The organism is Leifsonia sp., from assembly GCF_051955155.1.
Lineage (GTDB): Bacteria > Actinomycetota > Actinomycetes > Actinomycetales > Microbacteriaceae > Leifsonia.
Genome location: NZ_JBQCGZ010000097.1, coordinates 1 through 14040 on the forward strand (window position 1 = coordinate 1; position 14040 = coordinate 14040).

At 71.8% G+C, this 14040-nt stretch carries 13 protein-coding genes and 1 tRNA gene; 6 read left to right on the top strand and 8 right to left on the bottom strand.

Features of this window, described 5'->3' with window-relative positions; translation table 11 throughout:
* Positions 1 to 886 (bottom strand): arginine--tRNA ligase domain-containing protein (argS, locus tag ACTHMF_RS10705; protein WP_440317456.1); only part of this gene is annotated, 886 nt, incomplete at its 3' end.
* 358 nt (positions 887 to 1244) lie between these two features.
* Between argS and ACTHMF_RS10710 the strand changes: the two genes are divergently transcribed.
* Together ACTHMF_RS10710 and ACTHMF_RS10715 are read left to right on the top strand one after the other, a co-directional pair.
* Entirely contained in the window at positions 1245 to 1844 is a 600-nt protein-coding gene (locus ACTHMF_RS10710; protein WP_440317458.1) for an iron ABC transporter ATP-binding protein, read from the top strand.
* Positions 1845 to 1907: 63 nt separating this feature from the next.
* A tRNA-Arg gene (locus ACTHMF_RS10715) sits at positions 1908 to 1980 on the top strand.
* Positions 1981 to 2019: 39 nt separating this feature from the next.
* On the opposite strand, the gene ACTHMF_RS10720 is transcribed toward ACTHMF_RS10715, so the two are convergent.
* The 4 genes from ACTHMF_RS10720 to ACTHMF_RS10735 are packed head-to-tail and all read right to left on the bottom strand — an operon-like array spanning position 2020 to position 6201.
* Positions 2020 to 2289, bottom strand: a complete 270-nt coding sequence (locus tag ACTHMF_RS10720) for an HPr family phosphocarrier protein (RefSeq protein WP_440317460.1) — start codon at positions 2287 to 2289, stop codon at positions 2020 to 2022.
* A gap of 50 nt (positions 2290 to 2339) precedes the next feature.
* Positions 2340 to 4439 (bottom strand): PTS fructose transporter subunit IIABC, encoded by a 2100-nt coding sequence (locus ACTHMF_RS10725; protein WP_440317462.1) that lies wholly within the window; start codon positions 4437 to 4439, stop codon positions 2340 to 2342.
* 32 nt (positions 4440 to 4471) lie between these two features.
* Positions 4472 to 5419 (bottom strand): hexose kinase, encoded by a 948-nt coding sequence (locus ACTHMF_RS10730; protein ID WP_440317464.1) that lies wholly within the window; start codon positions 5417 to 5419, stop codon positions 4472 to 4474.
* Positions 5416 to 6201: a DeoR/GlpR family DNA-binding transcription regulator gene (locus tag ACTHMF_RS10735; protein ID WP_440317466.1), complete on the bottom strand. Its 786-nt coding sequence runs from the start codon at positions 6199 to 6201 to the stop codon at positions 5416 to 5418. Before ACTHMF_RS10735 ends, ACTHMF_RS10730 begins: the two co-directional genes overlap by 4 nt.
* 130 nt (positions 6202 to 6331) lie before the next feature.
* On the opposite strand from ACTHMF_RS10735, the gene rlmC reads away from it, so the two are divergent.
* Positions 6332 to 7459 carry a 23S rRNA (uracil(747)-C(5))-methyltransferase RlmC gene (rlmC, locus tag ACTHMF_RS10740; RefSeq protein WP_440317468.1) on the top strand — a complete coding sequence of 376 codons (1128 nt, stop codon included), beginning with the start codon at positions 6332 to 6334 and terminating at the stop codon, positions 7457 to 7459.
* A 159-nt stretch (positions 7460 to 7618) separates the two neighbouring features.
* Here the strand turns inward: rlmC and msrA are convergent, their stop codons facing one another.
* The 3 genes from msrA to ACTHMF_RS10755 all read right to left on the bottom strand — a co-directional run bounded on the left by msrA (position 7619) and on the right by ACTHMF_RS10755 (position 10010).
* Positions 7619 to 8131 (bottom strand): peptide-methionine (S)-S-oxide reductase MsrA, encoded by a 513-nt coding sequence (gene msrA / locus ACTHMF_RS10745; RefSeq protein ID WP_314149809.1) that lies wholly within the window; start codon positions 8129 to 8131, stop codon positions 7619 to 7621.
* Positions 8132 to 8150: 19 nt separating this feature from the next.
* Entirely contained in the window at positions 8151 to 8597 is a 447-nt protein-coding gene (gene msrB / locus ACTHMF_RS10750) for a peptide-methionine (R)-S-oxide reductase MsrB (protein ID WP_440317470.1), read from the bottom strand.
* A gap of 201 nt (positions 8598 to 8798) precedes the next feature.
* Positions 8799 to 10010, bottom strand: a complete 1212-nt coding sequence (locus ACTHMF_RS10755; RefSeq protein WP_440317472.1) for a mechanosensitive ion channel family protein — start codon at positions 10008 to 10010, stop codon at positions 8799 to 8801.
* Between the two features lie 125 nt (positions 10011 to 10135).
* On the opposite strand from ACTHMF_RS10755, the gene ACTHMF_RS10760 reads away from it, so the two are divergent.
* The 3 genes from ACTHMF_RS10760 to ACTHMF_RS10770 all read left to right on the top strand — a co-directional run bounded on the left by ACTHMF_RS10760 (position 10136) and on the right by ACTHMF_RS10770 (position 14039).
* Positions 10136 to 11131 (top strand): SDR family oxidoreductase, encoded by a 996-nt coding sequence (locus ACTHMF_RS10760; RefSeq protein WP_314149812.1) that lies wholly within the window; start codon positions 10136 to 10138, stop codon positions 11129 to 11131.
* 322 nt (positions 11132 to 11453) lie between these two features.
* Positions 11454 to 12623 (top strand): ROK family transcriptional regulator, encoded by a 1170-nt coding sequence (locus tag ACTHMF_RS10765; RefSeq protein ID WP_440317475.1) that lies wholly within the window; start codon positions 11454 to 11456, stop codon positions 12621 to 12623.
* 84 nt (positions 12624 to 12707) lie between these two features.
* On the top strand, positions 12708 to 14039 hold the full coding sequence (locus tag ACTHMF_RS10770; protein ID WP_440317477.1) for an ABC transporter substrate-binding protein: 1332 nt from the start codon (positions 12708 to 12710) through the stop codon (positions 14037 to 14039).
* The last annotated feature ends 1 nt before the right edge of the window (position 14040 follow it).

The window sequence follows — 14040 nt, forward strand, 5'->3', positions numbered from 1 at the left end:
TCGTGCGCAGCCAGATGGCGCCGTCCGCCTCGAAGATGTGACCCTGCTCGCGCAGCCGCTCGATCGCGCGCTCGACCGCACCGGACTCGTGCAGCGAGTCCTCGTGGAAGTACACGTCGAAGTCGACGCCGAAGGCGTGCAGGCGGTCCTTGATCTCCTGGAACATCAGCTCGGTGCCGCGCGAGCGGAACACCTCCTGCTGCTCATCGCGGGACAGCGCGGCCAGGTCGCCGTCGTAGCCGGCCGAGACGCGCTCGGCGATCTCGCCGATGTACGCGCCGCCGTAGCCGTCCTCCGGGGTCGGCTCGCCCAGGTAGGCGGCGAGCAGGCTGCGGGCGAACCGGTCGATCTGCGAGCCGTGGTCGTTGAAGTAGTACTCGCGGGTGACGTCGGCGCCCTCGGCCTGCAGGATGCGGGCGAGGCTGTCGCCGACCGCCGCCCAGCGGGCGCCGCCGAGGTGGATAGGGCCGGTGGGGTTCGCGGAGACGAACTCGAGGTTGACGAGCAGGCCGTCGTAGACGTGCCCGGTGCCGTACGCCTCCCCGGCGTCGAGGATGGTCTTCGCCAGCTGACCGGCGGCCGCCGCCTCCAGCCGGAAGTTGATGAAGCCGGGGCCCGCGACCTCCGCGGAGGCGACGCCGTCGATGGACGCGGCCGCCTCGGCGATCTCCGAGGCGAGCTCGCGGGGATTCGCGCCGACGCGCTTCGCGAGGCGCATGGCGACGTTCGACGCCCAGTCGCCGTGCTCGCGGTTCTTCGGCCGCTCGAGCGGGATGTCCGCGGCCGTGATCGTCAGCTCGGCGGCGTCCGTCGCGGCCTCTCGTCGCCGGTCGACCACCGTCGTCACGATGGGCAGCAGGGCGTCGGAGAGGTCAGCGGGAGTCATGAGCAACGATTCTACCGGCGCGCGGGATCGGTCCTGGCCACGGTCAGGGCTTTCGAAGTCCGTGGGGGTGGTGCCGGATTCACTTGGTGCCCTGCTCGTTGGCGGTCCCAACGCCGACCGCACCGGGAGGAAGACCCTGGACGGCCGCTCACGCGTTCACCGCCTGTCATGCGGCACCACCGGCCTTCGTGGCCACGGAGTCCGCGCGGCACCTGTTTTCCCGCGTCGTTCACGCGACAGGCCGGCACACACCGTGCGCGACTCAGGAACGGTGGCGATGCGAGGACCGGATTCGCTCGACTGCGCTTGATAGGGTGCAGGCGACTCGCACCGTGACGACCAGGAAGACACCCGCAGCATGCGCCACCTCACTGCCCGGACGGCCGCCGCCGCCCTCGCTTTCGCCGCCGTGGTGGCGCTCGCAGGCTGCGCCCCGAGCGCCAAGCCGGCCGCGACGCCGGGCGCCACCGGCACGGGTACTCCGGCCGCCGTCACCACCCCGACGCCGACCCCGACGCCGACGCTTCCGCCGACCCCGGTGACCCTCACCTGCGACCAGGTGGTGACGCCGGAGCAGCTGCAGGCGGCAGAGCCGTCCTTCGCCGCCGTGCAGGACTACGCGCCGAAGGCCGGAACGCTCGAGAAGCAGATCGCGGACTGGCAGGGCGCGACCTGCGCCTGGCGGGACGCATCCACCGGCGCCGTCATCGAGATCGCGGTCGCCCGGCCACCGAAGGACCGCCTGGAGGGTCTCAAGAACGACGCCATCACGGTGGCCCACCCGGTCCCCACCTACGGCACGCCTCCCATCGAGGGCTACTTCAAGCCCGGCAAGAGCGGCCAGGTGCAGATCTTCCGCGGCAGCTACTGGGTGGTCGCGGAGTCGACGGCGTTCTTCGAGCCGGGCGACCCCGCGCCGCTCATGCAGGACGTGCTCGCGAACATCCCCTCGGACTGATCCGCGCCGGTCGGTTTGGACGAACCGCCGGCCGAGGGATGCTACGCTGGACGGGCACTCCTGGCCCCCATAGCTCAGGGGATAGAGCGTCTGCCTCCGGAGCAGAAGGCCGTAGGTTCAAATCCTACTGGGGGCACCGTATCCACTCCGCCGCCATTCGCACCGCCGCCGCGGATCACTCCGCGTCGAGGTCCGTCTCGAGCAGCGCGACCAGGTCGTCGAGCGCTGTGTCGGCGCCGGGCGCGTCCGATCGCAGCGTGACGACGGTCCCCGTGCCCGCCGCCAGGCCCATGAGCGACAGGATGCTCCCCGCGTTCAGCTGCGGGCCGTCTCCGACGGCGATGGTGATCGGGATGGCCTTCTCCTGAACAGCCTGCACGAACAGCTTCGCGGGGCGGGCGTGCAGCCCGGAGGCGCTGGCGACGGTTGCTTCTCGCTGGGACATGGTTCTCTCGCTCTCTCTCGTTCCCTCGATGCGCCGGCCGGGCGCGGTGCTCAGACGACGGCGGCCTCGACGCGCTCGTCCACGGCGTCCTCCGCGGCGATCGCGGCCTCGCGCTTCGGTGCGGCGAAGCGCTTGAGCCCCACGACGATGAAGGCCGTGACGACCGTCCCCGCCGCCAGTGCCAGCAGGAAGCCCCAGATCGGGTCGATCGCGAAGAACACGAAGATGCCGCCGTGCGGCGCCCGCGACTCGACGCCGAACGCCATCGCCAGGCCGCCGGCGACCGCGCCGCCGACCAGGTTGGCGGGGATGACACGCAGCGGGTCGGCCGCGGCGAACGGGATCGCGCCCTCCGAGATGAACGAGAGGCCGAGCAGCCAGGCCGCCGCGCCGTTCTCGCGCTCCACCTGCGTGAAGCCGCGGCGGTAGAGCACGGTCGAGGCGAGCGCCATGCCGAGCGGCGGGACCATGCCGGCGATCATCACCGCGGCCATGATCTGGAAGCTGGCCGGGGTCTGCGCCGCGAGCCCGGCGACGGCGAACGCATACGCCACCTTGTTGATCGGGCCGCCCAGGTCGAAGCACATCATCAGGCCGAGGATGATGCCGAGCGCGATCGCGCCGGCGCCGGTGAGGCCGTTGAGGAAGCTCGTCAGCTGGGTCATCAGCCAGGCGATCGGCGCCCCGAGGATCAGCAGCATCAGCCCGGAGGCGATGATGGAGGCGCCGAGCGGGATGATCACGACCGGCATCAGGCCGCGCAGCCACCGCGGCACCGTCGGCCGGCCGATCAGCCAGGCCGCGAAGCCGGCGAGCAGACCGCCGATCAGGCCGCCGAGGAAGCCGGCGTTCATGAACACCGCGATGGCGCCGGCGACGAAACCGGGAGCGATGCCGGGCCGGTCGGCGATCGCGAACGCGATGTAGCCGGCGAGCGCGGGAACCAGGAAGCCGAGGCTCACACTGCCGATCTCGAACGCGATCGCGCCGAGGTAGTAGCCGAGACCCTCCGGCGGCAGGTTCCAGATCGCGTAGTGCTGGAGCACGTAGACGGCGTTGTTGACGCCCGAGTCGCCGTGCGCGAGCGCGATGCCGTAGCCGCCGAGGAACGGCAGGAAGCTGATCGCGATCAGCAGGCCGCCTCCCGCGACGAACGGAATCATGTAGCTGACGCCGGTGAGCAGGATGCGCTGGATGTTCTTGCCCCAGGACAGGCTCTGAGCCGATGTCGCGGCGGCGGATGCGCCGCTCGCGCTGACGCGGGCGCCGTCCGGGTCGGCCGCGACGGAGACCGCCTCGGCGATCAGCTGCTTCGGCTGCTCGATGCCGCGCTTGACGCCGGTGCGGACGACGGGCTTGCCGGCGAACCGCGCCTCCTCCCGCACGTCGACGTCGTTGGCGAAGATGACGGCGTCCGCCGCGTCGATGACGCTCTGCGGCAGCGCCTGGTAGCCGCTGGAGCCCTGCGGCTCGACCACCAGGTCGACGCCGGTGGCCTTCCCGGCGGCGGTGAGCGCGTCGGCGGCCATGAAGGTGTGGGCGATGCCGGTCGCGCACGAGGTGACGGCGACGATCCGGGCGGGACGGCCGTCGATCAGGAGGGCGGGGTCGATCCCGGCGGGAGCGGGGATCGCGGGGGTCGTGGCCGCGGGGACCGGCTCGGCCGTCTGCGGCTCCGCCGGCTCCGCCGCGGGCTCGGACTCGCCGATCGCCTCGTCCACGAGCGCGACGATCTGTTCCGGGGTCGTCGCGGCGCGCAGCCCCGCCGTGAACTCGTCCAGCATCAGGCTGCGGGCGAGCTTGGACAGGACGGCGAGGTGGGCCTCGGCGGCGCCCTCCGGCGCGGCGATGAGGAAGACGAGGTCGGCCGGCCCGTCCGAGGCGCCGAAGTCGACGCCGGGCTTCAGCCGCGCGAACGCCAGCGAGGGCTGAGTGACCGCGGCGCTCTTGGCGTGCGGGATGGCGATGCCGCCGGGCAGGCCGGTCTCGTCCTTCTGCTCGCGCGCCCAGGCGTCCTCGTAGAGGGCGTCGGCGTCGGTCGCGCGGCCCTCGGCCACGACGCGGGCGGCCAGCGCGCGGATGACCGCGCTCTTGTCGCCGTAGCCGATGTCGAGTCCGACGAGTTCGGGGGTGATGGTCTTCGATGACACGGGTGCCTCCAGGGTGTTCCAGGGTCGGGAGTTCAGGGGTGCAGGGCGGCGACGCGGATGTCGTCCCCCGGCAGGTCGGCGGCGCGCGGGGCCTGCGTGCCCGGCAGCGACGCGGCGGCGGAGCCGTAGCGGACGGCGAGGACGAGCCGGTCCTCGTCGCCGGCTCCCGCTGTGTCCGCCAGCAGGTAGCCGGCGAGCGCGCTGTCTCCGGCGCCGACGGTGCTGCGCACGCGGATGCGCGGCGCCTCGGCGACGGAGCCGCCCTCGGCGGTCACGAGAACGGAGCCGAGCGCTCCGAGCGTGACCAGCGCGGCGCCCGCGTGCGCGGGCACGATGGTGCGGGCGACGGCGAGCACGGCCTGCGGCAGGTCGTCGCCCGCGAAGGCGACGCCGGAGAGCTCGGCGAGCTCGTCCTCGTTGGGCTTGATCAGGTCGGGGTGGCCGTCGAACACCGCGCGGCGCAGGGCCTCGCCCGAGGTGTCGACGGCGATCTTCGGGGCGGCGTCGCCCCAGCGCCCGCGGACCGCGTCGATCACGGTCACGTAGAAGTCGTCGCCGGCGCCGGGCGGCAGGGAGCCGGCGAGGACCAGCCAGCCGGCGCCCGCGCACGCCTCGACCACCGCATCCACCAGGGCCGCGGCGTCGGCGGGCGTGAGGGTGCTGCCCGGCAGGTTGAGCTTGGTGGTCACCCCGGCCGGGTCGGTGATGGTGAGGTTCGCGCGGGCGTGACCGTGGATCGGGACGGGTCTGGTCTGCACCCCGGCCGAGCGCAGCACGGCGCCGAACGGGTCGTCCTCGGCCAGCGGGAGCACGGCGAGCGCGGGGACTCCGGCCGCTGCGACCACCCGGGCGACGTTGATCCCCTTGCCGCCCGCATCCTCGCGCGCCGCGGCCGCGTACTGCACCTCGCCGGGCCGCAACGGCGCGGCGAGCGTGATGGAGCGGTCGAGCGACGGGTTGGCCGTGAGCGTGACGATCATGCCGCCCACACCTCCACCCCGGCGTCGGCGAGAGCAGCGGCGAGCGGGCCGTCCGGCTCGCGGTCGGTCACCAGCAGGTCGACCGCGTCCAGCGCGGCGAAGCTGACCAGCGACTCCGTCTCGAACTTGCTGGCGTCGGCGACGACGACGACGCGCCGGGCGGCGCGGACGATGGCGTCCTTGACCGCCGCCTCCTCCGGGTCCGGGGTGCTGAGCCCGAAGCCGGCAGAGACGCCATTGGTGCCGACGAAGACGACGTCCGGGCGCAGCGACTGGATCGAGCGGACGGTGCCGGCGCCGACCGCCGCGGCGGTGACCCCGCGGATGCGGCCGCCGACGACGGTCAGCGCCACCCGGTCCGCACCGGCGAGCGCGGGGGCGAGGGTCAGCGAGTGTGTGACGACCTCGGCGTCGCCGCGGATTTCGGCCAGCCGGGCCGGGAGCTGCCCGGCGACGGCGGCGGTCGTCGTCCCCGCGTCGAAGTAGAGGGAGCCGGTGAACGCGTCGCCGAGCACGTCCAGCGCGCGTGCGGCGATCCGCTGCTTGGTGTCTGCGCGCAGCGCGGTGCGCTCGAGGACGGAAGCCTCCGCGGTGCTCGCCCGCTCCAGGGCGACGGCTCCGCCGTGCACCCTGCGCAGCGCTCCGGCCTGCTCGAGGCTGTCGAGGTCGCGGCGAACGGTCTCGGTGGTGACGCCGAAGCGCTCGGCCAGCTCGACCACGGCGACGCGGCCCTCCTCGACGAGCATCCGCTCGATCAGGCCCTGGCGCTCCGTTGCGTACACGTCCACTCCCTCGTTGGTTTCCAACACGATACAACACGATCCAACGTAAAACAACATTGTTTTTGTGTGGGGTCGGTCCAGCGGGGACCGGCTGGGGACACCGGCCGAACCCCGTAAAATCGAGGGCGGGATGGACTGTTCGTACTTCGATGCCGGCGTGTGCCGGTCCTGCACGCTCATGGGCACGCCGTATGCGGCGCAGCTGGCGGACAAGGACGCGCACGCGCGCGAGCTGCTGGCTCCGTACGGCGACGCGGCCTGGCTGCCGCCGGTCGCGAGCGCGGAGTCCGGGTACCGCAACAAGGCGAAGATGGTCGTCGGCGGCAGCGTCGATGCGCCGACCATCGGCATCCTCGACGAGAACGACCGCGGGATCGACCTGCGCGAGTGCGGCATCTGCGCCCCGGGCGTGCGGGCGGCGCTGCCGGTGCTCGCCGGCTTCGTGACGGCGACGCGACTGGTGCCGTACAGCGTCCCCGACCGGCGCGGCGACCTCAAGTACGTTCTGGTCACTCTCTCCCCCGACGACGAGCTGATGATCCGCTTCGTCGTGCGCTCAGAGGACTGCGTCCCGCGGATCCGCGCCGGGCTGCCCGGGCTGCTCTCCGCGCTGCCGAACGCGCGCGTGGTGACGGCGAACATCCAGCCGGAGCACAAGGCGGTCGTCGAGGGCGAGCGCGAGATCGTGCTCACCCCGGACTCGTCGCTCGTGATGCGGGTGGGCGGGATGCCGCTGCGGCTGCGCCCGCAGTCGTTCTTCCAGACCAACACCGCGGTGGCCGAGCGGCTCTACGACCAGGTGGCCGCGTGGGTGGACACCGTCTCCCCCGCCAGCGTGTGGGACCTGTACTGCGGCGTCGGCGGCTTCGCGCTCGCGGTCGCCGCTGCCGGGCGCCGCGTGGTCGGGGTCGAGACCAGCAGGGAGGCGGTGCGCAGCGCCCGCGCGACCGCCGCGGCGGCCGGCCTGCCGCAGGTGGCGTTCCGCGCCGGCGACGCGACGGCGTTCGCGCTGTCGGCGAAGACGCGGCCGGACCTCGTGATCGTCAACCCGCCCCGCCGCGGGATCGGCGCGGAGCTCGCCGGCTGGCTCGAGGGCTCCGGCATCCCCGGGGTCGTCTACTCCAGCTGCAACCCGAAGAGCCTGGCGCACGACCTGGCCAGGATGCCGTCGTACCGCATCGTCACCGGCCGGGTGCTCGACATGTTCCCGCAGACCGGGCACATGGAGGTCGCCGTGCTCCTGCAGCGCGCCGCCTGACCGTTCCGTCCGGGCACACATGTGGCACAAATGATGGCTGCGGCCGGCCGGGAAGGCACGATTTGTGCCAAATCTCCGAGGCTCCGGAACGGCGAAGGGCCGCCCGGTCTCCCGGGACGGCCCTCCTGATCGGTGCGCGTCGGTGCGCGTGGGTGCGCGTCAGCTCGCGGCGGCCTCGCGGCGCGGCAGCGTCCAGCCCGGGCGCACGAAGTGGCAGGTGTAGCCCCACGGGATGCGCTCCAGGTAGTCCTGGTGCTCCGGCTCCGCCTCCCAGAACGGGCCGGCCGGGCTCACCTCGGTGACCACCTTCCCCGGCCAGAGGCCGGAGGCGTCGACGTCCGCGATGGTGTCCTCCGCCACCCGGCGCTGCTCGTCGTCCTCGTAGAAGATCGCCGAGCGGTAGCTGGTCCCGACGTCGTTGCCCTGACGGTTCTTGGTCGACGGGTCGTGGATCTGGAAGAAGAACTCGAGCAGGTCGCGGTAGCTGACCTTCTCCGGGTCGAACTCGATCTCGATCGCCTCGGCGTGGCTGCCGTGGTTGCGGTAGGTGGCGTTGGGCACGTCGCCGCCGGTGTAGCCGACGCGGGTGCTCACGACTCCGGGGCGCTTGCGGATGAGGTCCTGCATGCCCCAGAAACAGCCTCCGGCGAGGATGGCCTTCTGTGTCGTCATCGCTGATTCTCCTTCTTTCCTACTTCTCGAACATGTGGCGGTAGTCGCCGTAGCCGGCCTCGTCGAGCTCAGCGAGCGGGACGAACCGGAGAGCGGCGGAGTTGATGCAGTAGCGCAGGCCGCCCGCCTCGGCCGGGCCGTCGTCGAACAGGTGGCCGAGATGGCTGTCGCCGTGGGCGGAGCGCACCTCCACGCGCCGCATCCCATAGCTGGTGTCGGCCTTCTCGACGATGTTCGCCGGGTCGACCGGGACGGTGAAGCTCGGCCAGCCGGAGCGGCTGTCGTACTTGTCGACGGACGCGAAGAGCGGCTCGCCCGAGACGATGTCGACGTACAGGCCCTCCTCGTGGTTGTTCCAGAACTCGTTGCGGAAGGCCGGCTCTGTCGCCGCCTCCTGGGTGACCGCGTACTGCGCGGGGGTGAGCCGCGCGATGGCGTCCTGGTCCTTGCGGTAGTCCTGTGTCACGTTTCCTCCTCGGTGCGGCGGCGCTGGCTGCGACGCCGTCAGTGAGAAGAACAGCGGGAGCGCCCCGGTTGGTCCCGCCGTTCCTGTGAGTTCGCTGGCAGCGGTCGTCCGCGGTACCCCCGCCATCGCTTCCGGAGTTCTGCACGTTTCGCCCGGCGTGTCGCGTGAAGGACTCCGGGACGGATGGCGAGGGAGGAGGCGTCAGGGGAGCGGCGGGTCTGACCGCTTCTCCGCCGCCTCGCCCGGGTCCGCCTGGATCGGGATGGCATCGGTGAACTGGGCGGCGCGCTGCTCCCCATCCGGCGACCCGCCGAAGAGCCGCGCGTCGTCCCCGGTGTGCGCCTGCGCGCGTGCCGTCGGGACGGTGCGCTCCGGCGCCTCCACCATCTCCACGCGGGTGCGCGGCAGGGCGGCGTCGGAGTAGCGCTGCATCCAGTCGATCAGCCGTTCGCGCACCAGGCAGCGCAGGTCGAACAGGGTCGGCGCGTCCTTGGCGGTGACCAGCACGCGCACGCGCACCCAGCCGTTCACGGCATCGGTCACCTGGAGCACGCCGGTCCGACCGTCCCACAGGTCGGTGCCGGCGAGCACCCGGTTCAGCTCGGCGCGCATCCCGCCGGGCGAGACCCGCCAGTCGAGGTCGAACTCCACAGAGCCGAGCAGCTCGCTGTGCTGCCTCGTCCAGTTCTCGAACGGCTTGGTCGTGAACTCGGTGGACGGCAGCACCAGGCGGCGGTCGTCCCAGATGTGCACGACGACGTAGGTGAGGGTGATCTCCTCGACGGTCCCCCACTGCTGCTCCACGACCACGACGTCATCGATGCGGATGGCGTCACTGAAGGCGAGCTGGATGCCGGCGAAGAGGTTGGCGAGGCTCGATTGCGCGGCGACACCGGCGATGATGCCGATGACGCCCGCGGAGGCCAGGAGGCTCGCGCCGGCCGCCTGCAGCGCGGGGAAGGTGAGCAGCACGGCGCCGAGCCCGATGACGACCGCGGCCACGACGGTGAGCCTGCGGATGATGAGCACCTGCGTCCGCACCTTGCGCGCGTAGCGGTTGTCCGGCACATCCACCCGGTACCTGGCCAGTCCCAGGTCCTCCACGAACACGGCGAGGCCAGCGGCGAACCAGACGCCGGTCGCGATCGCGAGGATGAGGAAGGTGTGGTGGATGCCCTCCCGCCAGCCCGGCGTGACCTCGGGCGGCAGGCTGACGGTCACGGCGATCCAGAGCGCGATCACCGCGATGAACAGCCGGAACGGCACGCGCGCCCGCGCGATCAGGAGGGCCGGCCACTGGCGCCGTCGGCCCACCGACCGCAGGATCAGCCCGACGATCGCCGTGATGAGGACGGCGACGACGATGGCGAGCAGACAGGAGATGGCAAGTCCGGGCCAGGTGCGCAGGGACACGTCGAGGGCGGCTCCTTCCGGGGCGGCGGATGCGATGGGCGCTGTGGAGTGTACGCCCGTCGGCGGACTAGTCTGAGGGCTTCGGGGGAAGCCCGCGGCGATGACGCGTTAGGAGTGAATCAGGTATGGCTGCGACACGGACACTCTTCATCGGCGGCACGGGGGTCATCAGCTCCGCGTGCGTCGCTCGGGCACTGGAGAAGGGCCACGACGTCACCGTCGTCAACCGCGGATCCAGCGGCCTGCGCCCGCTGCCGGAAGGAGTGGAGGTGCTGCACGCGGACATCCGGGACCCGGAGAGCGTGCACGCCGTCCTCGGGGAACGCAGCTTCGACGTGGCCGCGGAGTTCCTCGCGTTCACCCCGGAGCACATCCGCACCGACTTCGACCTGTTCGAGGGCAGGGTCGGGCAGTACGTCTTCATCAGCTCCGCCTCGGCCTACCAGACGCCGCCCTCGCGGATGCCCGTCACGGAGTCGACGCCGCTGCGCAATCCGTTCTGGCAGTACTCGCGCGACAAGATCGCGTGCGAGGACCTGCTGGTCGAGGCGTACCGCGAGCGCGGCTTCCCGATCACGATCGTGCGCCCGTCGCACACCTACGACCGCACCATGATCCCGACCAGCGGGCACTGGACCGACCTGGAGCGGATGCGCAGGGGTGCGCCGGTCGTGGTGCACGGGGACGGGTCGAGCCGCTGGACGATCACGCACAACACCGACTTCGCCGTCGCGTTCGCCGGCCTGCTCGGCCGGCCGGAGGCGGTCGGCGACACGTTCCACATCACCTCCGACGAGGCGCCGACGTGGGACCAGATCTACTGCTACCTGGCCGAGGCGCTCGGCGTGGAGGCGGACCTCGTGCACGTGGCGAGCGAGTCCATCGCGGCGGTCGTGCCGGAGCTCGGGCCGGGCCTGCTGGGCGACAAGGCGCACTCCATGCAGTTCGACAACAGCAAGGTGAAGGCGCTCGTCCCCGAGTTCCAGGCGCGGGTGCCGTTCGCGCACGGCGCGGGCGAGATCGTCGACTGGTACCTGGCCGACGCCTCCCGGCAGCGCTTCGACCCCGACCTGGATGCGGCCTTCGACCGCCTCGTCGACCACGCGCGCGCCTTCGGGTAGGCCGCGCGGCGGGGCGGGCAGCCGAGCGCCCGCCCCGCCCGCCCGTCCGTTTGTCCTCCCGCGCCCCGGGCGAGCGGTCGCGACGCGCCGTCATCCCCGCGCCGTAGCGGCGTGTCGCGACCGCTCAGCGCAGCGGGCACGGCGAGCGGTCGCGACGTGCCGTGATGCACCGCGCGGAGCGGCGCGTCGCGACCGGTCGGCGCGCCTCCGACGGGCGGCCCGCAGCCCCGCGAAACCCCGCGAAGCCGCCGCGCAAGAAAACGCTCTATCTATAAAGAAAGTTTCCTGATACATTCTCTCCCAACCCGACGAAGGGATGAGGATGGCAGGCACCACCCCGGTCCGCGGCACCCCCGCGTGGCTGCGCGAGACCAACGACCGAACCGCGCTCGCGCTGCTGCTCGAGCACGGCGTCCTCACCCGCACCCGCATCGGCGAGCTGTCCGGGCTCTCCAAGCCCACCGCCGCCCAGATGGTGTCGCGCCTGGAGACGGCCGGCCTGATCCACGTGGTCGGCGAGGTCTCCGCCGGGCGCGGTCCGAACGCCGCCGGCTACGCCGTTCGCACCGACCGGATGCTCGGGGTCGCCGTCGACATCGATGCGGCGCACCTGCGCTCGACGGTCGTCGACGCGTCCGGGGCGGAGCATCCCATCGCCGTGACCCCGCTCGCCTCGCGCGGACCGGAGGACGACCTGCGGCTCGCGATCGACGCCGCGTGCGCGGCGGCCGGGGTCGAGAGCGAGCGGGTGCAGGCGGTCAGCGTCGGCGTCCAGGGCGCGCTGGACCCGCGCACCGACGAGCTCACTTACATCGAGACGCTGCCCGGCTGGACGAAGCGCGGCATCCGCGCCCGGCTCGAGGACGCCCTCGGCGTCGCTGTGCACATCGACAACGACGTGAACCTCGCCGCGATCGCCGAGCGCACCGACGGCGCTGGACGGGACACCGGCGGGTTCGCGCTGCTCTGGATGGGCGACGGCCTCGGCCTCGCCGTCGACCAGGCCGGGTCCGTGCACCGCGGAGCCTCCGGCGGCGCCGGCGAGATCGGCTACCTGCCCATCCCGCGCTCCGCCGCCGAGCTCGACCCCGCCGCCCAGGACCTCCAGGACCTCATCGGAGGCCCGACCGTCGCCCGCATCGCCGCCGGGCACGGCCTCCGTAGCGGCTACGAGGATGCGCTCGCCGCCGTCACGGCGGACGGCGCCCCCGACGCCCTCCTCGCCGAGCTCGCGACCCGCGTCGCCGTCGGCGTCGTGCCCGTGCTCGCCCTGCTCGACCCGGAGCGGGTCGTGCTCGGCGGGCCGACCGGCGCGGCCTTCGGCCCCGCCCTCGCCGACCTCGTCGCCGGTCTGCTGCGCGAACGCTGGGGCTCCCCCACCGTCGTCGCCACCGGCGTCCCCGCGCACCCGGTCCTCCGGGGAGCGCGCGTGCACCTGCTCTCCGAAGTGCGCGACGCGCTCTTCGCCGAGGTGTCCCGGATCGCGGTCTAGGACGGACCACCCTCGCACCACCAGCACCACGCACGTCCCATCCATTCGAAGCATCACGAGAAGGAATCAGTGAGGAAACCACCCGTGAAACACTCATCTCTCCTCGCAGCAGCCGCGGTCGCCGCGGCCGCGGCACTCGCCCTCGCCGGCTGCTCCGGCGGGTCCGGCGGCTCGTCCTTCCAGGACTCCGCGCCCTCCGACCAGTCCGGGACCGTGTCGTTCTGGCACTTCTTCTCCGACCGGGAGGCGAAGGTCATCCAGTCGGTCGTCGACGACTTCGAGAAGAAGTACCCGAAGATCAAGGTCGACGTGCACTCCGGCCAGGACGACGAGAAGCTGCAGAAGGCGATCGCCACCGGGAGCAAGGTCGACGTCGGCCTCTCCTACTCCACCGACATCGTCGGCAACTTCTGCTCCAACGGCGCGTTCCGCTCGCTCAACAAGGTGATCGAGCGCGACAAGGTCGACATGAGCCAGTTCAGCGACACCGTGAAGTCGTACACCGAGTTCAAGGGCAACCGCTGCGCGATGCCGATGCTCGCCGATGTGTACGGGCTCTACTACAACAAGAAGCTGCTGCAGGCCGCCGGCTTCACCGAGCCGCCGAAGACGCTCGGCGAGCTGGAGACGATGGCGGACAAGCTGACCACGTTCAACCCGGACGGCTCGATCAAGACCCTCGGCTTCAACCCGACGATGGGCTGGTACGAGAACTCGGCCGCGCACTACGGCCCGGCCGCCGGCGCCGAGTGGCTGAAGGCGGACGGCACCAGCGCGATCTCCTCCTCCCCCGGCTGGAAGGAGCTGATCGAGTGGCAGAAGGCCTACGTCGACAAGATCGGCTGGGACAAGCTGAACACCTTCACCTCGGGCCTCGGCCAGGAGTTCTCGGCCGACAACGCGTTCCAGACCGGCCAGGTGGCGATGAACATGGACGGCGAGTACCGCACCGCGTTCATCGACGACCAGGCGAAGGGCCTCGACTACGGGACCGCGCCGTTCCCGACCGCGGACGGTCACACCGACCTCTACGGCGGCGGGTACATCACCGGCAACATCATCGGCATCTCCAAGGGCTCCAAGAACCCGGAGCTGGCGTGGACGCTGCTCAAGTACCTCACGACGGACACCGACGCCATCGTGAAGCTCGCCAACGGCCTGAAGAACGTGCCGACCACGAAGGACGCGCTCGCCTCGCCGAAGCTGGAGGTCTCCCAGCAGTTCAAGACCTTCCTCGACATCTCCTCGAACAAGAACGTGATGACGACGCCCGCGAGCCCGCTCGGCGCCGGCTACCAGAACTCGTTCCAGGACTGGTGGAACAAGTACCAGAGCCAGGGCGGCGACATCGACGCCGGGCTGAAGTCGGTGGACAAGCAGATCGACGACGCGCTCGCCCTCGCGACGGGTCCGTGAC

What these genes read in the sequence shown, in the direction of transcription:
- ACTHMF_RS10710 (WP_440317458.1), top strand. Translation starts at nt 1,245, where the DNA reads ATGCGCCACCTCACTGCCCGGACGGCCGCCGCCGCCCTCGCTTTCGCC.
- ACTHMF_RS10765 (WP_440317475.1), top strand. Translation starts at nt 11,454, where the DNA reads ATGGCAGGCACCACCCCGGTCCGCGGCACCCCCGCGTGGCTGCGCGAG.
- msrA (WP_314149809.1), bottom strand. Translation starts at nt 8,131, where the DNA reads ATGACGACACAGAAGGCCATCCTCGCCGGAGGCTGTTTCTGGGGCATG.
- ACTHMF_RS10730 (WP_440317464.1), bottom strand. Translation starts at nt 5,419, where the DNA reads ATGATCGTCACGCTCACGGCCAACCCGTCGCTCGACCGCTCCATCACG.
- rlmC (WP_440317468.1), top strand. Translation starts at nt 6,332, where the DNA reads ATGGACTGTTCGTACTTCGATGCCGGCGTGTGCCGGTCCTGCACGCTC.
- ACTHMF_RS10760 (WP_314149812.1), top strand. Translation starts at nt 10,136, where the DNA reads ATGGCTGCGACACGGACACTCTTCATCGGCGGCACGGGGGTCATCAGC.
- ACTHMF_RS10720 (WP_440317460.1), bottom strand. Translation starts at nt 2,289, where the DNA reads ATGTCCCAGCGAGAAGCAACCGTCGCCAGCGCCTCCGGGCTGCACGCC.